The organism is Mucilaginibacter sp. UR6-11 (assembly GCF_020880695.1).
GTDB lineage: Bacteria > Bacteroidota > Bacteroidia > Sphingobacteriales > Sphingobacteriaceae > Mucilaginibacter.
Genome location: NZ_JAJIWO010000009.1, coordinates 157,472 through 177,421 on the forward strand (window position 1 = coordinate 157,472; position 19,950 = coordinate 177,421).

General features: G+C 43.2%; 22 protein-coding genes. 11 read left to right on the forward strand and 11 right to left on the reverse strand.

Translation table 11 applies throughout. The annotated features are described in order from the left end of the window. Positions 1 to 30 precede the first annotated feature (30 nt). From LJ658_RS18165 to LJ658_RS18175, 3 genes are all read right to left on the reverse strand, one after another. Entirely contained in the window at positions 31 to 1,317 is a 1,287-nt protein-coding gene (locus tag LJ658_RS18165) for a BamA/TamA family outer membrane protein (RefSeq protein ID WP_230547971.1), read from the reverse strand. 323 nt (positions 1,318 to 1,640) lie between these two features. Then, positions 1,641 to 3,077, reverse strand: coding sequence for a pyruvate kinase (gene pyk / locus LJ658_RS18170; protein WP_230547972.1), 1,437 nt, complete (start codon positions 3,075 to 3,077; stop codon positions 1,641 to 1,643). Between the two features lie 66 nt (positions 3,078 to 3,143). After that, complete coding sequence (locus LJ658_RS18175; RefSeq protein ID WP_230547973.1) at positions 3,144 to 3,563, reverse strand: IPExxxVDY family protein; 420 nt, start codon at positions 3,561 to 3,563, stop codon at positions 3,144 to 3,146. 150 nt (positions 3,564 to 3,713) lie between these two features. Here LJ658_RS18175 and LJ658_RS18180 point away from each other — a divergent pair, with 150 nt between their 5' ends. Genes LJ658_RS18180 through rnc form a run of 3 tightly spaced genes read left to right on the forward strand, consistent with a single transcriptional unit; the run spans position 3,714 to position 5,956 of the window. Next, positions 3,714 to 3,950, forward strand: coding sequence for an acyl carrier protein (locus tag LJ658_RS18180; protein ID WP_031266521.1), 237 nt, complete (start codon positions 3,714 to 3,716; stop codon positions 3,948 to 3,950). A gap of 20 nt (positions 3,951 to 3,970) precedes the next feature. After that, positions 3,971 to 5,224, forward strand: coding sequence for a beta-ketoacyl-ACP synthase II (gene fabF / locus LJ658_RS18185; RefSeq protein ID WP_230547974.1), 1,254 nt, complete (start codon positions 3,971 to 3,973; stop codon positions 5,222 to 5,224). A gap of 6 nt (positions 5,225 to 5,230) precedes the next feature. Then, on the forward strand, positions 5,231 to 5,956 hold the full coding sequence (rnc, locus tag LJ658_RS18190; protein WP_230547975.1) for a ribonuclease III: 726 nt from the start codon (positions 5,231 to 5,233) through the stop codon (positions 5,954 to 5,956). Here the strand turns inward: rnc and LJ658_RS18195 are convergent, their stop codons facing one another. Continuing rightward, entirely contained in the window at positions 5,957 to 6,697 is a 741-nt protein-coding gene (locus LJ658_RS18195; protein WP_230547976.1) for a hypothetical protein, read from the reverse strand. It abuts the gene before it with no gap. 202 nt (positions 6,698 to 6,899) lie between these two features. On the opposite strand from LJ658_RS18195, the gene LJ658_RS18200 reads away from it, so the two are divergent. The 4 genes from LJ658_RS18200 to LJ658_RS18215 all read left to right on the forward strand — a co-directional run bounded on the left by LJ658_RS18200 (position 6,900) and on the right by LJ658_RS18215 (position 9,784). After that, positions 6,900 to 7,778: a YicC/YloC family endoribonuclease gene (locus LJ658_RS18200; protein WP_230547977.1), complete on the forward strand. Its 879-nt coding sequence runs from the start codon at positions 6,900 to 6,902 to the stop codon at positions 7,776 to 7,778. Positions 7,779 to 7,856: 78 nt separating this feature from the next. Then, positions 7,857 to 8,426: a guanylate kinase gene (gene gmk / locus LJ658_RS18205; RefSeq protein WP_230547978.1), complete on the forward strand. Its 570-nt coding sequence runs from the start codon at positions 7,857 to 7,859 to the stop codon at positions 8,424 to 8,426. A gap of 34 nt (positions 8,427 to 8,460) precedes the next feature. Beyond that, entirely contained in the window at positions 8,461 to 9,033 is a 573-nt protein-coding gene (nadD, locus tag LJ658_RS18210) for a nicotinate (nicotinamide) nucleotide adenylyltransferase (RefSeq protein ID WP_230547979.1), read from the forward strand. A gap of 151 nt (positions 9,034 to 9,184) precedes the next feature. Continuing rightward, positions 9,185 to 9,784, forward strand: coding sequence for a tRNA-(ms[2]io[6]A)-hydroxylase (locus LJ658_RS18215; protein ID WP_230547980.1), 600 nt, complete (start codon positions 9,185 to 9,187; stop codon positions 9,782 to 9,784). On the opposite strand, the gene LJ658_RS18220 is transcribed toward LJ658_RS18215, so the two are convergent. Together LJ658_RS18220 and LJ658_RS18225 are read right to left on the reverse strand one after the other, a co-directional pair. Further along, on the reverse strand, positions 9,785 to 11,395 hold the full coding sequence (locus LJ658_RS18220) for an FAD-dependent monooxygenase (protein WP_230547981.1): 1,611 nt from the start codon (positions 11,393 to 11,395) through the stop codon (positions 9,785 to 9,787). It lies immediately after the preceding gene. Then, the gene (locus LJ658_RS18225) at positions 11,396 to 12,109 is read right to left on the reverse strand and encodes an SAM-dependent methyltransferase (protein ID WP_230547982.1); all 714 of its coding nucleotides are present in this window, start codon (positions 12,107 to 12,109) and stop codon (positions 11,396 to 11,398) included. Between the two features lie 99 nt (positions 12,110 to 12,208). Here LJ658_RS18225 and LJ658_RS18230 point away from each other — a divergent pair, with 99 nt between their 5' ends. The 4 genes from LJ658_RS18230 to LJ658_RS18245 all read left to right on the forward strand — a co-directional run bounded on the left by LJ658_RS18230 (position 12,209) and on the right by LJ658_RS18245 (position 13,954). Further along, positions 12,209 to 12,925, forward strand: coding sequence for a hypothetical protein (locus LJ658_RS18230; RefSeq protein ID WP_230547983.1), 717 nt, complete (start codon positions 12,209 to 12,211; stop codon positions 12,923 to 12,925). Positions 12,926 to 12,948: 23 nt separating this feature from the next. After that, the gene (locus LJ658_RS18235; protein WP_230547984.1) at positions 12,949 to 13,380 is read left to right on the forward strand and encodes a PH domain-containing protein; all 432 of its coding nucleotides are present in this window, start codon (positions 12,949 to 12,951) and stop codon (positions 13,378 to 13,380) included. 53 nt (positions 13,381 to 13,433) lie between these two features. After that, entirely contained in the window at positions 13,434 to 13,622 is a 189-nt protein-coding gene (locus tag LJ658_RS18240; RefSeq protein WP_144247458.1) for a cold-shock protein, read from the forward strand. Between the two features lie 140 nt (positions 13,623 to 13,762). Further along, on the forward strand, positions 13,763 to 13,954 hold the full coding sequence (locus LJ658_RS18245) for a cold-shock protein (protein WP_230547985.1): 192 nt from the start codon (positions 13,763 to 13,765) through the stop codon (positions 13,952 to 13,954). Between the two features lie 68 nt (positions 13,955 to 14,022). Here the strand turns inward: LJ658_RS18245 and creD are convergent, their stop codons facing one another. The 5 genes from creD to LJ658_RS18270 form a co-directional block, all read right to left on the reverse strand. Beyond that, the gene (gene creD, locus LJ658_RS18250) at positions 14,023 to 15,372 is read right to left on the reverse strand and encodes a cell envelope integrity protein CreD (protein WP_230547986.1); all 1,350 of its coding nucleotides are present in this window, start codon (positions 15,370 to 15,372) and stop codon (positions 14,023 to 14,025) included. Positions 15,373 to 15,429: 57 nt separating this feature from the next. Continuing rightward, positions 15,430 to 15,732, reverse strand: coding sequence for a transcriptional regulator (locus LJ658_RS18255; RefSeq protein WP_230547987.1), 303 nt, complete (start codon positions 15,730 to 15,732; stop codon positions 15,430 to 15,432). Further along, positions 15,729 to 16,352, reverse strand: a complete 624-nt coding sequence (locus LJ658_RS18260; protein ID WP_230547988.1) for a hypothetical protein — start codon at positions 16,350 to 16,352, stop codon at positions 15,729 to 15,731. Before LJ658_RS18260 ends, LJ658_RS18255 begins: the two co-directional genes overlap by 4 nt. Before the next feature lie 89 nt (positions 16,353 to 16,441). Further along, positions 16,442 to 16,990: an NUDIX hydrolase gene (locus tag LJ658_RS18265; protein WP_230547989.1), complete on the reverse strand. Its 549-nt coding sequence runs from the start codon at positions 16,988 to 16,990 to the stop codon at positions 16,442 to 16,444. 231 nt (positions 16,991 to 17,221) lie between these two features. Further along, complete coding sequence (locus LJ658_RS18270; protein WP_230547990.1) at positions 17,222 to 19,591, reverse strand: alpha-rhamnosidase; 2,370 nt, start codon at positions 19,589 to 19,591, stop codon at positions 17,222 to 17,224. Positions 19,592 to 19,950: the final 359 nt, after the last annotated feature.

The window sequence follows — 19,950 nt, forward strand, 5'->3', positions numbered from 1 at the left end:
TTTTTGCGTTAAGAGGGGTATTAACAGGGATTAAAAGACTTCGTTCAGGCCAAGGAATATTCCTTTTGAGCCATAGTTACCCATACCATAATCAATACACAGGTTTGAGCGTGAGTATTTATTAAACAACAGGCGTAAACCTACGCCGGCTCCGGGCTCGATATATTCTGTCAGGTTTATATTGCGGTTGTTGCTTGCTGTTTCAATATTGGTAAACACCACACCGCTAAATAATTTATTTTTAGATATAGGGAAGCGGTATTCTGCCTCACTATAAACAAAAGAGGTGCCTTTAAAGCGCCCGATGGTATATCCCCTGCCAATACGGTTAGCGGCATCACTGCCGGTGCCGGGCAGCTCTAAATAAGGCAAGGTGCCATTAAGCAGGTAGCAGCCCCAATACCAAAATGCTAATATATGCTCGGGGTTAACTTTTGACAGGCTCCAATATTTTCTTAACTCGGTTTTTACCTGCACGGTTTTGTGCTCGCTACCCAGCCATGGCTCATTCATTCTTAAAACCACATCAGCATATAAGCCTTTATAGGTGCGGTTGATATGATCTCTCGAGTTATATTCGATATTAAAAAGCAGACCGCTGGCAGAATAACCCGAGGTAGGGAAATGATGGATCATGCTGTACCTGAAGTTATGCGTATTGATGTTGGGCCCGGTTTGCCGCTCGTCATCTATATTACTGTATTTATCAAAAATTACGCCTGCGCCTGCATATATATGCTCAAATATTTTGCGATATACCCGCTCGGAAAATTTGAGGTATGAAAACCTTATTGGGAAAACATCCGGATTGTTATCCAACGGCAGGTCATTTAAGGCAAATGATCCGTCTCCCTGGACTTTGCGACCCGTGCCGACGCCGTAATCAAGCGCTACCGTTTTGCCAACTTGTATGCCACCCTGAAGGTTAAATAAATCGTTGTTGGTAAAAATGTTATTCTTGGCTTCAAATGAGGCCAGGCCCATGGTAGATACATAAGCATTTGCGTTGACTACAGAAAACGTGGTGGTTTTTGGATTACCGAAAACATACCCGCCTGTTGATGTCACACCGACAGAAAAGCCGGTACTGGGGTTATAACCTGCAGACGGCAGGGTGGAAAATGTAGAGTGCGTTTTACCGCTGGCAGAAGTATCTAAACCGTGTTTGCCATTAAAAAAGTTACTGATCACTTCTTTGGCATCGGTTTGCCTGCGCAATACCTCCGGCGAATCCTGTTTATCCTGGGCAAATAATATCCCGGTACTGCCAAGCACCATGTATACCGTTAGCGTATACGTCCGCACGATGATCTTCAATCAATTAGGGGTTAATGCCACGAATATAATCAAAGTGTCATCAAATCAAAATTTAGCGTAACAAAAAAGATACAAATACTTAATTAAAAATATTATCTTCGATTATCTGTTAGTTATTAGGCAGGATTTAAACTTTGGTTAGCTTAAACAGTCTTAGATTTAATCAGCTTTAAGGTTATGGAAATAGTAAGGATATATTGGAACTATTATTTTGGCAGTTCCGCAAAGATATCAGACATGGTGTGCCATGCCGGGATCTATTAAAAATAAAAGGGGTTGAAGATCGGCAGATCTTCAACCCCTTTTTCATCTTTTAAGACCGGTTATTCTATTACGGTTACTTTAAGCATATTAGTTTTACCGTGATTTACAATTGGTATAGCTGCGGTATTAATAACCACGTCACCTTCTGAAACCAGGTTCTCTGCTTTAAGCATATTGTTTACATCAGCAATAGTTTGATCTGTACTTTCAACTTTATCATAATAAAATGTACGCACACCCCAGATAAGGCTAAGCGCATTTAACAGATGTTTGTTTGATGTAAATATAAAGGTGCGGGCCCTGGGTCTGTAACTTGATATCTGGAAAGCGGTATAGCCCGAAGTAGTCATGGATACCACGCCTACGGCATTGGTATGATCGGCTAAATAAACAGCTGATTCGCATACGGCATCACTTAAATAACCTGCCGAAGCAGAGTCAGAAACTGAACCTCTTTCTGTATTAAAAGGATAACCCAGCTCTTCAACATTACGTACTATTTTAGCCATTGTTTCAATAACAATCAGCGGAAATTCGCCCACTGACGTTTCACCACTCAGCATTACTGCGTCGGCGCCGTCCAATACAGAGTTTGCAACGTCATTAACTTCGGCACGTGTTGGGCGCGGAGTGGTGATCATTGATTCCAGCATCTGTGTTGCCACAATCACCGGTTTTGATGCCGCGCGGCATTTACGGGCAATCATTTTTTGTAATAACGGAACTTCTTCTAACGGCATTTCAACGCCAAGGTCTCCACGGGCAACCATTACACCGTCAGTTGCGGCTATAATAGCGTCAATATTGTCAATAGCTTCTGGTTTTTCAATTTTAGCAATTACTTTTGCCGCTTTGCCGCTGCGTGCAATCACTTGTTTAAGCTCAGTAATATCGTCAGCGTTGCGTACAAATGAAAGGCCCACCCAGTCAATATCCCACTCAAGGGCGTATTGAAGGTTTTCCAGATCTTCTTCGGTTAAGCTGGGTATTGATACTTTGGTATTTGGCAGGTTAACCCCCTTGCGTGATGTCAATATACCGCCGTGTACGACCTCGCAGACTACAGTATCAATTTTATTGGTTTCAATAACACGCATCTGGATCTTTCCGTCATCCAATAAAATAATTTCATTGGCCTGTACATCCTGCGGGAAAGTATCATAAGTTATATAGATCCTGTTATCGTCGCCAATGCACTCATGGGTAGTAATATCAATATGTGTACCGTTAACCAGGTTTATGCCTCCGTCTTTTACCAAACCAATTCTGATTTTTGGTCCCTGCAAATCGGCAAGTATGGCAACATTGGTTTTATGTTGATCATTAATCTCCCTGATCAGATCAACAAACTTTTTATGATCTTCGGGCTTTCCGTGCGAAAAGTTAAGGCGGCAAACGTTTACGCCGGCTTTAATCATCGCTAACAAGGTTTCTTTCTTGGCACAGGCCGGGCCCATCGTGGCAACGATTTTAGTACGGTTATAAGGTATATTCATAGTTTATTGGGTTCCATTATTTAGGTGGCGCATCACTGATGCGATATAATCCTTTTAAATTTTGCGCTAAAATAAGAGATTTTCGCGTGATTTTATTTTTTTAGGATCAATCTTTACTGCCGCGACAATTTCTGGTATGCGGTTTAGGGCCGAAATCAGGTTGTCAAGGTCATTATCGTCGATATAATTTTTAATCATTAAAAAATAGTCAGCCTTCCTCATTTCAGGGATCAGGTAGCCGTCAGAGCCTTTATTGCCTATAAAAAAGAAATCTGTCTCGCTGGCTTCCCAGTTATGTGTGTATAAAGAAAAGTATACAGGCGCTGTTCCGGGATGGATATCAACCGCCAGATCGTCTGTCTTAATAAAATTAAAATTTAAATATTTATTAATAAGGTAACAAACACGATAGTCTTTAAGCGAAGTTGTTACTGCAATCAGAACAAAATCCAGATCAATCTCAAACTTTAAAAATTTCCTATTCAATTATGATTACATTTGCGCCGGTAAAAATACAAATTGAAACCTTTACAGCTAAAATTTTGTTACCGTCTAAAGTAAAAAGTTTTAGATTTGATATTTGATAGATTTTATTTTTCTTTGCACTGAAATTATTAATCATTAAACTATAATACTATGTCTGATATCGCTTCAAGAGTAAAAGCTATAATCGTAGAAAAATTGGGTGTTGACGAAAGTGAAGTTACACCTGAGGCTAGCTTCACCAACGACCTTGGTGCTGACTCTTTAGACACCGTGGAACTGATCATGGAGTTTGAAAAAGAATTTAATGTGGCTATCCCTGACGATCAGGCTGAAACTATCGGCACAGTAGGTCAAGCCGTAGCTTACCTTGAAAAAAACGTTAAATAAGCTCTCCTTAATTTAATTAAATGGGGTTTAAACGAGTTGTAGTAACCGGGCTTGGGGCACTTACTCCAATTGGCAATAGCGTTCCAGAATACTGGAACTCATTAATCAATGGAGTAAGTGGCGCAGCTTTGATCAAAAGTTTTGATACAACACTGTTCAAAACGAAATTTGCGTGCGAAGTAAAAGGCTTTGACGCAGACGCTTTTTTAGGTAGAAAGGATGCGCGTAAGCTGGATCCTTTTGTGCAATACGCCCTGTATTCGACCGAAGAAGCGGTAAAAGATGCCGGTTTGGATTTTTCTAAACTGGATACCAGCCGCATAGGCGTTATCTGGGGATCAGGCATTGGCGGGTTAAAAACGTTTTTAGATGAGGTGGTTAACTTCGCCAAGGGCGACGGTACGCCCCGGTTTAATCCGTTCTTTATTCCTAAAATGATTGCTGATATTGCTCCCGGGCATATCTCCATTAAATACGGTTTACGAGGTCCAAATTTTTCAACAGTATCTGCATGCGCATCGTCAAACAACTCGCTGATAGACTCTTTTAACTATATCCGTTTGGGTAAAGCTAATATGTTTATAAGCGGTGGGTCTGAGGCCATTATTAATGAAGCCGGTATAGGCGGATTTAATGCCATGCATGCTTTATCTGTACGTAATGACGATCCGGCAACGGCATCACGCCCGTTTGATCTTGACCGGGACGGTTTTGTTGCAGGTGAGGGGGCGGGCACCATTATATTAGAAGAACTTGAACACGCTAAGGCACGTGGCGCTAAAATTTATGCAGAAATGATGGGCGGCGGCATGAGTGCCGATGCGTACCACATGACAGCTCCGCATCCTGACGGCCTTGGTGCCGCGCTGGTAATGCGTTCTGCTTTAGAAGACGCGGGCCTGCAGGCATCTGATATTGATTATGTAAACGTACACGGAACATCTACTCCAATTGGTGATCCGCAGGAAATTAAAGCTATACAAGATGTATTTGGCGATGATATTTACCGGATAAATATCAGCTCAACAAAATCAATGACCGGGCACCTGTTAGGTGCAGCAGGCGCTGTTGAGGCTATTGCATCTATACTGGCTTTAAACCACGGTATAATACCGCCAACCATTAACCACTTCACTGATGATCCAACTTTTGATCCTAAAATAAACTTTACGTTTAACAAGGCTCAAAAAAGAGATGTAAACATTGTGCAGAGCAATGGCTTTGGTTTTGGCGGTCACAATGCTTCTGTAATATTTAAAAAGTACGAAGCTTAATTGTGGATGCCAGTTAGTCGGTTATATAAACTATACCTGTCGCCACACAGAAAATATGTTAAGGTTTTAAAGAATTTGCTCGGTTTCGTGCCGGGCAATTTGTCTTTATACCGGTTGGCATTTCGCCATAAATCGGTAGCCCAAAGCGTAAAAAAAGGCGTAAAAAACAGTAATGAGCGCCTTGAGTTTTTAGGCGATGCCGTTTTAGGCAGCGTGGTAGCCGAGGTGCTTTTTAAATTGTATCCGTATGAGGATGAAGGTTTTTTAACCGAGCTTCGGTCAAAAATCGTTAGCCGCGTAAACCTTAACCAACTGGCCCGTAAACTGGGTTTTGAACAGCTAATTGAATATGACAACCGCGCACTGGGCCCAACCCGGCAGGGGTCATTATTAGGCGATGCCTTTGAGGCGCTGATTGGCGCGGTGTATTTGGATAAAGGCTATGATTTTACCAAACATTTTTTGGTGAACCATATTATCAAATCGCACATTGATATCCATACCCTTGAGCAAACCGAAACGAATTTTAAAAGCAAGCTGATAGAGTGGTGCCAGCGCCACAGCAAAGATATCTCGTTTGATTTAGTGGATAATGGCGATGGCGAAAATACCAAGCTGTTTACCGTGCAGGCCAGTGTTGACGGGCAGATAATGGGACTGGGCAAAGAGTTTAGTAAAAAGAACGCCGAGAAATTAGCCGCCGAAAAAGCCTGCGAAGCTTTGGGGATTTAATCAATACAGTTTTTGAAGTTTCATAGACCCCTTGTTTTTAACAAAATAAGCATATGATCTTTTAATATAATCTATAATATCATAGTCGGTCCAAATCCGGATATCTTCAACATTTGGGGTGAAGTTCAACATAAAGTCTTCCAGGTCAGTGTCAGGCATTTGGGTTATCTGTTTTACCAGTGGTTTGTTATAGCGCCTGGCTATTTCTATGCGCTCCATTTCTTCTTTTGAATATTTTTGAAACTTACGTGCCTGCGACGGGCCCTTACCAAACAACTCATAAAGCCCGGACAGCGGTGAACTTATAACAGACATTATACTTGGGTTTAGGGTATAATACTGCCCTTTCTTCTTATAATCATCAAGCGCGTTATTTAATTCCTGGCGCTTGCTGATATCTTTAACGCTTACCTCATTTAAGTGAATTACCGGCTGCATATATATTGACTGGGGCGAATAATTTTGAACCACAATAAACTGCGGGGTATAATCGGCCTTTTTAAAAAGCAGGGTATCCCCCATAGCAGCCTCAATACGGAAGCTACCCAACTCATCACTTGTTGCATCCGGTACCTTTTTATTTAAGTTACTGATGGTAGCATAGGAAATTGTTACCGGCGAGTTTTTTTTAAAAATCACCCCCTTTACAATAAATTGTTGTGCAGAAGCAGGGCAAGCGAGGCAAAGGCAAAAAAATATTACTATGCCTAAACGGAGGTATATGGATAATTTATTCAACATGTAAAATTAAACATTGTATCTGAGTAGAAATGTAAAAAAGTGTTAATTTTTGGATTATACGAATGAGCAGCCATTATCTGCCTAACGTCCGAAAGCCGATTTTCTTATATTTTAGCTGTGATTATACAGGCCGGCCGGGCTAATCTTTAATCTTCAGGTACTAATCTTTAAGCCTAATAACTAAAAAACGCTATCTTTACGCATGATAAAATCCATGACAGGATATGGAATTGCCAGTTTTGACTCGGGTAATACAAAATACACAGTCGAAATTAAATCCCTGAACAGTAAATTTCTCGAACTGTCTTTGCGCCTGCCCAAAATATTTTCAGAAAAAGAGTTTCAGTTGCGTAATGATTGCAGCAAGCAAATAGAACGTGGTAAAGTAAACTTATCTATTAATGTAGAGCAAGCCAATTCGGCCGCTGTAAAAGCTGCGGGTATTGACACCGCGCTTTTAAAGAATTATTACTCGCAGCTAAAAGCTGTGAGCGATGAGCTTAATGAGCCTGCAACAAATTTACTGCAATTGGCACTGGGCCTGCCCGAAGTTGTAAAATACGACGAGGAAACGGTATCAGAAGATGAGTGGAAGATAGTTGAGCAAACTTTTAACCAGGCTATGGCCGCTTTTCAGCAATTTAGGACTGACGAAGGCAATACCCTTGAGCAGGATGTTAAATACCGCATAGACATCATCATCCAGAATTTAAAATTAATAGAGGTTGAAGAGCCGAAGCGTGTGCCCGTTATACGTGAGCGCCTTAACCAGTTTTTAAGTGAAGCGGTTGGCCGTGAGGCTGTTGATCAAAACAGGTTTGAGCAGGAATTGATTTATTATATTGATAAACTGGATATTACCGAAGAAAAGATCCGCCTGAAGACCCATTGCGATTATTTTATCGAAACCTTGAAAAATGCAGATGCCAATGGTAAAAAACTGGGCTTTATTTCGCAGGAGATAGGCCGTGAAATAAATACCCTGGGTTCAAAAGCAAACGATGCCAATATCCAGAAACTAGTGGTGGGCATGAAAGAAGAGCTGGAAAAAATTAAAGAACAATTACTTAACGTACTATAGTCATCGGTCATTAGTCAACAGCCATTAGTGATTTGCTAATGTGAAGACCAGTGACCAATGATCAATGACTAATACCCAATGGCCAAACAAGGAAAACTCATTATATTTTCTGCACCATCAGGAGCCGGTAAAACCACTATTGTTAAGCACCTGCTTACTAAATTTCCTGAACTGGAGTTTTCTGTATCGGCAACCACCAGAGAACCGCGGGGTGACGAGGAAATTGATAAAGCTTATCATTTTATAAGTAAAGAAGAGTTTTTGCACCTGATAGCCAAAAAACAATTTGTTGAGTTTGAGGAAGTATATTCAGGTACTTTTTATGGTACCCTGCGTACAGAAATTGAACGGATCTGGAAAAAAGGGAAAACTGTGATATTTGATATTGATGTAGAAGGCGGGTTACATCTTAAACGGAAGTACAACGGCGCTGCCTTGGCTATCTTTGTACAACCGCCGTCATTAGAAGTGCTTAAAGAGCGTTTGACGGGAAGGGGCACTGATAGTGAAGAAAAATTAAAGGAACGCTTTGCCAAAGCCGAAAAAGAGCTTAATTACGCGCCCAGATTTGATATTATCCTAAAAAATAACGATCTTCAAACGGCATGCAAAGACGCCGAGGAATTGGTGAAGAATTTTTTGAAGTAGTTGTTGCCACTATTAACTGATAACTGCAACTGATATGAAGATCGGCTTATTATTCGGTTCGTTTAACCCCATACATATCGGCCACTTAATTATAGCTAATTACCTTGCTAATCACACCTCTTTAGATAAGGTTTGGTTAGTGGTATCCCCACAAAATCCGCTAAAAAAATACGGCGATCTGATCAATACCTACGACAGGCTAGAGATGGCCCGCCTGGCAACTGACAACGCGCAGAACATACAGGTGAGTGATGTTGAACTGAAATTGCCCCAACCATCATATACCATCGATACGCTTACCCACTTAAAGGAGAAATACCCCGAGCATGAGTTTGCGCTCATTATGGGATCAGACAACCTGGTAAGTTTACCTAAGTGGAAAAACTATAAATTGATATTACGCGACTACCAAATCTATGTTTATCCGCGCCCCGGCTATGAAAATGCCGAACTTGCTTCACATCCGTCGGTGACTATCACCATGACGCCACAAATGGAGCTTTCTGCAACATTCATCCGCAAGTCAATAGCCGAAAAAAAGAATGTGCAATACTTTGTGCCTGATCCGGTTTTAAAATTTATTGAGAGTAAGAGTTTGTATAAATAAGATCCGGGCTCAGGGTTTTGATTTGTAAAATATCTTTTTTGATAATTTTAAAGACGGCTTCAATTATAAAATAGTTTTATGTGTGCCTTAAAGGCTGCCGGCAACAATATGTTTAGCTTCGCCTTAAAATATTAACTTTTATCTTTGTGCCGTGAGCGAAAAGACAATCCTTAAATTACAACTGCCTACTGACCCGACCTGGGTGAAAAATGTAGTGGAAAGCAATATTGCGGAATTATTGACAGACCATGCCTATTGTGAGCAAAAGGCGGCTACCAACGCTATTACCCTGATTGTACAAAATCCTAACCTAAGCGATCTGGTGCAACAAATGATTGCATTGGTACAGGAAGAAATGGATCATTTTAGGCGCGTGCACGAAATTATTTTGCAACGTGGCTTTGTGCTGGGGAAAGAACGGAAGGACGATTACGTAAACGAGTTGCGTAAGTTTATAATTATCGGCGGCGGCCGCGAGGCTCAGCTGATCGACAGATTATTGTTTTCGGCAATGATTGAAGCGCGCAGTTGCGAACGTTTTAAAGTCCTGTCAGAAAATATTAATGATGAGCAGCTATCCGCATTTTACTATGAGTTAATGATAAGTGAGGCTACCCATTATACTATGTTTATCAACCTGGCCAAAAAGCATGCAGTTAATATAGATGTAGATAAACGCTGGAAAGAGTTTTTAGCTTACGAAGCGCAGGTAGTAAAAAACTACGGTAAAGCCGAAACCATACACGGCTAATCATGAGCTGGCATTGGACAGGCCTAATACATTATTCAGATAATTATCCATCATCTCTATATCAACCACATCATTGATCAATCCAATGTGCATATCCGGCCTCACAATCAGCGCTTTCTTTTTGCCTTTGCTAACTTCAAACATTTTAAACACCTCCGAATTTTTGGCTGATTGCGGGAGATAAAAGAAATTAAGATTTGCAGGATAGTTTTGCTTGATCCATTTGGCCAGCGTAAACAGATCAATCTCTTGCAGCTTACCCAATACAATGAGTGTAAAGCCGGGTTTTGCGCACCACTCGTGCAAATCAGTTTCCTCTTGTTTTTTTTCGTCGAATACTTTTAGATAGGGAAGGCGGTCGCCGGCGCGTACGTTAGCAGCGTTACTTAAATGCAGGCTTATATTACTATGCCGGTAATTAATAAATATTTGAGATACCCGCTTAAAAAATATTTCGCGGATACCCTCTTTGCCCCAAACAAACTTAAGCACCCCGGGCATTATCCATCTTTTAAATAACATGGTAACCCAGCTTGTTGACATTACTATTTTAAAAATCCGGTCGGTAGTATTCAGCAATTCTTTAGCAACGGGGATGCGTTCGGTAGCATAGGTATCTAAAATTGCCGGTTTAAGTTGCCCGTTTACTACACCTGCCAGCTTCCACCCTAAATTATAGGCATCCTGCAAACCGGTATTCATACCCTGCCCACCAACTGGCGAGTGGATATGGGCCGCATCGCCAATTAAAAAACAACGTTGTTTCCTGAAATTATCGGCCATGCGATGGTGCAGGCGATAAGTAGTAAACCATTTTAGGTTCACTATGTGGGTGTCCAGTTGGGTTACGCTGTTTAAATGAGGTAAGATATCTGCTATTTGTAAATCTTCGTCAGGTTTAATCCCCTGTGGTAAGTTACCAATGATGCGGTAGCAGCCTGCTTCGGGCATGGGGAAGAAACCGGCAAATCCTTTTTTAGATAGGTAAAGGCCCACTTTAGTTTCGCTCAGTTCTTTGTTAGCGACCTCGGCGTCGGCCAGGTAAAACTCATGCGCATAGGTATCGCCGTTAAATGGTATTTGTAATTGCTTGCGGACAGCACTGTGTGCACCGTCTGCACCTATTAGCCAGTCACACGTTATTGTTACCGTTTCGGTTCCCGATTGCAATTCTACGCTAACCTGTGTTTGATCTTGTTTAACACTGATTAAATTGGTGTCCCAGTAAACGGGGCAGCAATTAACAGTTAAAAAATCAAGCAGCAGCCGCTCGTTTTTACTTTGCTGATACAGGTGAATAAACGGAAATCTGGTTTCGCTTTTGCCGGTATTTGCCAGGGATAGCTCGGCTAATACTTTTCCGCCCTGGTTAAAGGCTACCCCGCCGGCTTGTTTGCCGTTAGCCAGTATTTTGTCAATCACCCCCATTTGCCGGTAGATTTCTAATGAACGGGCCTGCACCGCTAAGGCTTTCGACTGATCGGTAGGGCCTTGTTTAATATCAATAATTAGCGGTGTAACACCGTGTCTAAGCAACTGGGCAGCCATCATTAAACCCGATGGACCGGCACCCACAATTAAAACAGAGGTATGTTGCTGCGCAATTAACACTTATACAGAACGCGATATGATGAAAATGGTTGGCTTTTTATGAAGATCGGGTACCTGGGTTTGCCATTCGGCGATGGTTTTGGTTTGCACAAACTCATCAGCCGCGGTTAAATTACTGGCAATACAAAGCTTGGTTTTAGGGTGGCCGGTCCTTAAAATTTCCTCAAGCAACGGATTATTGCGGAACGGTGTTTCAATAAAGATTTGAGTTTGATTCAACCTGTCAGATAAGCCCTCCAGCTCCCTGATGCGTTTGCTTCTTTCGATTTTATCAATAGGTAAATAGCCCTGGAACGCAAAACTCTGGCCATTAAAACCCGATGCCATTAATGCCAGCAAAATAGAGCTTGGGCCAGCTAACGGTACTACCTTAATCCCGCGTTTATGCGCCTCGGCTACAATTTCTGCACCGGGATCGGCAACGCCGGGACAACCGGCTTCGCTCATTAACCCCACGTCCTTACCAGATTGCAGGCCGATAAAGTAGGGCTTAATACTTGCACCGCGTGCGTGTTTACCATAGTCATGGATCACCAGCTCGCTTTGCGGTGTTTTAAGCCCGGCTTCCTTTAAAAAGCGGCGGGCGGTTTTTTCATTCTCTACAATATATTCCTTTATATGGTTTATGGTATCAACCAGGTAAGGCGTGAATGTTTTGGCCGCGGCATCATCTGCAAGCGGCACGGGTATCAAAAAAAGGGTTCCGTTAGGCATATTGCAAAATTGCTCATTTTTGTTTAATTTAACGCATAGTAGCCTAACCTAATCCGGCTTCAGCGGGAGCGGAGCTTTTTAAGAAAGGAAATGTAAAAAATGAATTCATTAGGTGTTAACTGGTTTATAGAAGGGTCAATAGATTTTGAGTATAAAAAATATGTCCTGCTGGCTTACCTGCAGGACATAAACCGCCACTTTGACAAGAGCAGGCTATACCCAAACCTGAGCGACCTGGTATTTCATTACAATAACCTGCTTTGCTTTAAACAAAATAAGACTACGCTGCAAAATTCTTTTCCGCAGCGTTTAACCAAAGCCGACATAGCTGCGGTAAAGCTTACCTACCAAAAAATAGTTGAGGATGACAGCACTATGCGTGAGATTGAACAGATCATTGCCTACGCCCTGCATAAAATGGATCCGGCTATACAAACAGGCAGAGAGATTTATGATTTTGTAGAAAGCCGGTTAAATATCGACCCGGTTGGTATAATGCCCCTGCTGCCTTATGATGGCTACTTTTCGTTACGTAATGGAAAAGAAACCACCAATCATTTATATGAATATCATTTTACAATTTTTGAAGATAAGGACGATAAGTACCGCGGCATCAACATCCAACTGATAGATACTTATGAGCAAAGCTTAACCAACACGCCCGAAGCTATAAAACTGCAATTAATAAAAAACAACAGGCATCTGCCTAATCCCGCAGTTTATCATGTGCATAGCGATATCGCTTTTCCGCTGGAGCAAACTTTGTTACCGGTAGCAAAGCGTTGTTTGGTTAAGTATATATCAGATGCGGCTTAACGTTATCACCTAAGACAATAAACATGGTTTATAAATCAAAAATAGGACCGGCTATATGGGTGACATTTGGCATCCTACCGGGAGGGCTGAGCGTGTTCTATATTGCTAATCATATCTGGGATGCTCTGGCAATTATAGCAATAGTTGCAGCTTTTACAGTGTATTTGATAGTTACCACTTATTACACCATCATCGGTAATATCCTTAATGTGCATTGCGGTTTTTTTTATAATACCGATATTGATATAGCCAATATAAAATCAATAACCGAAACCAATTCTGCTTTAAGCGCACCTGCGTTATCGCTAGACAGGATTGAGATTTTATATAATAAATACGACAGTATTGTTATTTCCCCGCCAAATAAAACCGAATTTATTACGGCGTTAAAAGCCATTAACGGCGATATACAAATTAAGCTAAAAGCGAAAAAAATATCGAAATTAAGGGTATAGTGTTGGATATTAAATATTTTACTAACTTGCAATAACTTTAAAATCAATTTATAATGCAAACAGGAACAGTAAAATTTTTTAATGACTCAAAAGGCTTCGGCTTTATCAAATCTGATAGCGGCGAAGAGATCTTTGTACACGTTTCAGGTCTGATAGACAAAATTCGTGAGAATGACGAAGTTACTTATGAGGCACAACAAGGCAAAAAAGGCCTTAACGCGGTAAATGTAAAATTAGCTTAAAACTATATTTATTAATCGTACCAAAAGCCTTCTTACTTATGTAGGAAGGCTTTTTTGTTGCCGCTAAATATTGATATGCCCCCACACATTTAGTTAACTATCAATAATATAGTTATATTTAAAAAATTAATTTATTTATAATGCAAACAGGAACAGTAAAATTCTTTAATCAAACCAAAGGGTTTGGTTTTATTTCACCTAGCGACGGTGGCAAAGAGATCTTTGTACACTCGACAGGATTAATCGACAACATCCGTGATAACGACACCGTACAATTTGATGTTGAAGAAGGCAGAAAAGGTATCAATGCCATTAACGTAAAAGTAGCTTAAAACTATATTTATTCTTAAGATAAAGCCTTCTCACTAAATAGTGGGAAGGCTTTTTAATTATAATAAGGTTAAGGTTTATTCCAGTTAATTTTTCGCGAGCAATACATCAGTGCAGCTACGATGACGAATAGCGCAATACTGCCAATTAATAAGGCCAGGTCCTCCAATTGTATAATAACAAAAATAAAGACATAAAATACGGTAAGAATGACCGCGAATAATATAGCCGCTAATTTGTTTTTTAGCAACGATGCGATAAACGTGGCGATAAGTGTTATTGTAGCTACTGATGCTATCAGGTAAGCCAAATTATACCCTATCTGTTCAGAAAAAGACAGTAACAGTGTATAATAAATGATCATAGCCGCGCCAATTAATATATAATTAAATACATGTATTTTATTTTTGCTTATCAGCTCAGTCAGGAACAGCGAAATAAACGTAAGGAGGATGATCAATATACCATACTTGCTGGTGCGCATTGTTTTTTGATATTGGTCAACCGGTACTTTGAGCCTCACGCCAAAAACGGCATCCTGATGAGTTTGCATATTATTTAGCAAGGTGTCATTGGCCGTCCATTGTTGTGCAAAAGGGCGGTTAAAATATAACATACGCCATTTAGCTGTAAAGCCCTTTTCGTCTATCTTTCTATAATCGGGCAGGTAGCGGCCGCTGAAACTCGGAGCAGGCCAGTTGCCTGTAACTTCTACATCGGTAGTTTTGCCGGTATGTAAAAATCTAAGCTCCTGGCTGCCCTTCAAATCCAGGTCAAAATCAAACGGCAGCGCGCTGTCTGGTAAAACAGGTAAATTAATCCCGGCCTGCAACCCTTTTTCAAATAACCCTTTTGCATCAAATACCGGCTCTGCCTGTTGGGTTTGCGTGCCCAGTTTTATCAGCGGATTAGTTTTTAATCCTTTTAAGTCTGATATGCTAAAAGTTAATTTGGCCTGGCTAAGTAATAACTGACCGGGAGTTAGGCTTAGTTTGGCGAGTTCAGCTTTAAAATCGCCCCAAACTTTAACATGGGTATTGTAAACCACGGTTTCATACATACCGCGGTGCAGGATATCAGATATAACATTTGCCTTGATATGCAGATGCTCGGGTAGCAGGTACAGGTTTTCTGTAACCTCTTTCATGATAAGCTTATTATTGGTATCACGGTTATTATATTGGCGCTTGTAAGGGATGACCAATACCGGTCCCTGGATAAGTTGGCTCGCCGACCACTTATCCGATACATCTTTTTCCATTTCATCATGCCTAATCTGGCGCTCGCCTATCAGGTTCTCTATCATTGACGAGGGGATGAGCAGCAGCAATACCAGTAAGCCGATAAACATTAATTTTAAGGTGACCGACTCCTGGAGCCAGTTCATAAATCCCTGTGGTTTTTCTTGTTCGTATTCCATTGTGTGATTATTAAAAGTACTTTGTATTTCAAAGTGAATGGGTAAAAAAAATATAGTTTAACTTTTTGTTGATTTTATTAATTGCTCCAAAGCATCCAGATGATCGGCGAATGCCTTTTTCCCTTTTGCTGTAGCTTCATAATTGGTATTGGGTTTACGCCCCAGGAATGATTTGTTAACCAGGATGTATTCCTCTTTCTCCAGTCCTTTTAAATGCGACGCCAGGTTACCATCGGTAATGTCCAGTAATTCTTTCAGCGAATTAAAGTCATACCGCTGATTGGCCACCAGCACGCTCATAATTTGCAGGCGCAGGCGGTTTTCAAAAGCTTTGTCTAATTTATCAAATGGTATTTTCACTTATCGTATTTTAAGTACATCACGCTGCCATAAATAATATGCAGCACCCCAAACCCCAAGGCCCAAAAGTACAAACCATAACCCGGAAATAAAGCGGCTGTCAACCCTAAAATAATTTCGCATAAGCCAAGCGATTTTATACCGCTGAATGTAAAGTTGCCGGCAGCCACCAATGATAAACCATAAAAAATAAGCGTCGCCGGGGCTACTACACCATAGTACCCGCGCGCTATAAAGATTAGGATTAATAAGCCACCCGAAATTAAAGGCACTGCCATGTGAAACAGTAACTCGCGGCTGGTTCTACTCCAAACTGACTGGCCTTTGCGTTTTGCCTTGCGGACAGATAAAATGATACCGGTAACTATTGAAGCAATCAGAACGATTGCCGCTACGGCTATTAATGAAGTCACCATAGATAACGAGACTACGGCATATCCGCTGGTGTTATCTGCATAATCAAAGCTGCTATTTAATAAGACGTAAGCCACTGCCGCGCCAATCAAAGCATATACCCCGGCTAATATTCCGGATAACCCGCTGAGCGATATGAATTTTGATGACCGCTCCATTAAATTGCGAATGGAAGCGAGTTCGTCCTGAATTTCAGTTTCTTTCATATAAAAGTACTTTGCATTTCAAAGTAATGGAATAGAAATGAATTATCCAAATTATATTATTGAAAAATTCATTTATGTTTTGTGGGTGGTTATAACTCGCCCAATTTTATCAGGGCATAGAAAAGCCCGGTGCAATGCAGTGACTGTGCTATTTTATTTTCGGCTAAAAGTTGCTTTATTTCGGCGATAGTGTATTCTTCAACAACTATTTCTTCATGTTCATCCAATTGTTGCTCCTGCACTTTAACGCCCCCCCTAGCCAGGTAGCAATAGGTGTGATTATTAGCGGTCGACGGATTAGCGTACACAACACTTAACAACTCAATATCATCAAACTGGTAGCCGGTTTCTTCCAGCAACTCGCGGCGCATAGCGGCTGCCGGTTCTTCGTCACCGTCAATAACGCCACCGGGGATCTCTAACGATACAATACCTGCCGCGTGGCGGTACTGGCGCACCATCAGGATTTTATTATCGGTGGTCAAAGCTACCGCGTTTACCCAGTTTGGATATTCTAAAACATAATATTGTTCAACCAGGCGCCCGTCGGGCATTTCGCATTTATCCGATCGCAGTGTGGCCCAGGGGCCTTTATGTATATATTCTGAATGGCAAATTGCCCATTTTAGTTCACTCATAGTTATAGTTATGATGATTTCACTGATTTTCAATTAGCTATCAATATTCACGCCTAAAAATACTGACGAATAAGAATGATCCATAGTGATCCGCTCAAAAAGGTTAAACTATTTATTTTCAATCGGTTGGCTAAACTTAGCGATCCGGGTGATCCACTTTTTAAGTGGATCACCCACATGCCGCTTTTTGTCAGTCCCCGTTATGTCCGGATGACAGGTAAATTTAATCCCTTACATCCTAAACAAATTCTCCCCGCTCTTCAAAGGCAACTGCTTCCCTTTCCAAACAAACACGCCGCCGGTTTTGGCGGGCAGGATTAGTTTGATGTTCCAAACCGATCCGTTTAAAACATAGCTTACCGCTACTTTGCCGTTGGGGTGAGGTATTTCGCCTTCGGCGGATTTGAGGGTGCCCAGGTGAGGTTCGATCTTTATTTTGGCGAAGCCGGGCGCATAGCTGTCTATCCCCAATACAATCCGGTAAAACTCCACGTTCGGACTGGCGCCCCAGGCGTGGCAGTCGCTGCGGCTGTTGGGGACGTCGCTCATTTCGGCCCAGGTGGTCAGGCCCAGGCGGATGTCCTCGCGCCACAGGTCCAGCCATTTCATATAGTCGTTGCCCAGGCCCGCGCGGGTTAGGGCCAGGTGCAGGTAGTACTTAAAGTAAATGGTGCATTGCGTAAGGCCGGCGTCGGTAAGCAGCTTTTGCGCCAGGGCGGGCATGGCCGCTTTCGGCACCAGGCCGGTTAATATCGCCAGCGAATTGGCATGCTGCGAGAACCGGTTCTTATCCTCGGTATCGGCATACAGGCCTTTGCCGGCATCCCAATATTTTTGCTGAATGGTTTTGGCCAGCTGCGCGGCTTTGGCGGCGTATAGTTTGGCAAAAGCGGGCATGCCCAGTTTGGCTTCCATTTGCGCGGCCTGCTGGTAGGCCATCAGCAGTTGCAGGTCCAGCACTGCCGAACCGCCCTTGCTGCCCTTCGGCGGCATGCCGTTACCAAAGCCGGCCGACCAATCCACAAAGTTCCAATACGGCACGTTCTTCAGCGACCCGTCGGCTTGCTGGTAGTTGCCGAACCAGGCCAGCACCCCGCGCCCGCCCTGCAGCTTGTTTTTGATGAACGTGCTGTCGGGACGGTACATCCAGTAATCGTGCAGCACGCCGATGTACCATAACGAAAAGGTAGGAATGATCTGCGGACTAAAGCTCGGGTGCCTGCTCAGCGTCAGGCCCTCGCCCAGGCGGCTCTGGTCCATCAGGTTAATGGCGTTGCGCATCAGGCGGTCGTCGCCGCTGTTGTAGTAGCTTATCATGGCCTGTATGCGGGTGTCGCCAATGTATTGCAGCTGCTCGTAATACGGGCAATCCATATAGGTTTCAATAGCGTCCATGCGGGCGGTGCGCCAGCCAATGTCCAGCAGCTGCTGCATTTCGGGGTTGTCGGTTTTAAGCCGGGCGTTCATTACAAACGGGTAGCCGGTGGCGGTGCCGTACAGGTCGGTTATCGTTAACGGGTCGGCTTGCGTATGTACGATCAGCCGGATATAGCGAAACGTGCGCCAGTACAAACTGGTAAACGTTTGGTTGGCGCTGCCGTCGGCCAGCAGGCTATCCTTGCGGCCGCCGATCTCCTTGCCCTCCACGGCGTTCCGGTCGCCTTTGCGGATGCCGAACTTCTTCAGGTTATCAAACATCGACTCGGCATAGGTGAGCGAGATCCCCGCGCCAGCACCCCCGCTGAAGTTAACGGTAGGGTAGGCATTGGTTAAAAAGGTTTGGTCCAGTATTAGCGTAGCCGTGGTATTAGCCGGGATGGTGAGCGCCGTTTTTGCAGCCGGCCAGCCCTGCGGAACGGTTACCCCCACCGCCTGGCGCACCGAGGCAATACGCTGGTAAACCCGCTCCATCTGCGGGAGCTGCGACGGTACCAGCATCCAGCCGAACGCGTCGGCCATGCCTTTGGGTTTGCCGCGGTCCATATTGGCGGCGGCGGGCCAGGCGGTATCGTTAAAGCCGGCCGCCGCGGCGTTTTTTAGGGTCTTGCTTTGGTCAATTAGCTCGCCCGGACCGGCAACGTAGTAAGCGCCATAGCCCAGCGATACCGGCAGCGGCCTATACCCCTGGTCGCGTACGGCTTGCCAGGTTTTATTGGTATTGGCAATTTCTTCGGCAGGGGTGGCGCCCTGCAAAATGAAAGCCGTGCGAAGCGAGATCTGCGCCTCGGGGCGAAACTCCGCTTCGTTCCAGACCAGCGCGGCCAGGGTGTTTTTGCCGGCGACTAAATACGGCGCCAGGTCCACCTGCTCATAGTTCCAGTAATACGTATCGCCCCGCGCCGGGCCAAGCGATACCAGCGTGCCGTTAACATACAGCTTATACCGGTTATCGGCCGATACGTTTACCTTAAACGTGGCCGGCTTAGCCGCCAGCTCCAGTTGCTTGCGGAACCAGAACACCCCATAATCGCGCCCCGTTTCGCCGCGGGCATTTATCCAGAAAGCGTTCCAGGGTTGATAAGGCTCGCCGCTTTGGGCGCAGGCAGGTTGCAGGGGCAATAAGCTGCCGATCAGGAGTAAGGCGATATAAATAGGTTTCATCCAGGTATATACAAGTGGAAATTAAAGATAGGGATATTTTGGTGGATTGTGCATCCTGTACTGTCCTGGGGGAGATGGTGGGCGTTACCCTTCGGGTCAGGCTTTCCGCTCACTAAAGATACTGAATTAACAAAAATCAATCAGTTGGAAAATGATATACAAAAGGTCAGTAAAAGCGCGACAGATTTACCTATGCTACAATTCGTCGATGCACGTATAAAAGCTTCCGCAAGTAATCGCAGATCATAAAAATCTCCCCTTCTGGCGCGAGCATGCAGCGCATAGCGTGGCGTACTCGTGACTAACAAGTTGGCAATTTTGGATTGAAGTATATAAAACGTAGTTTTATAGAACCAATT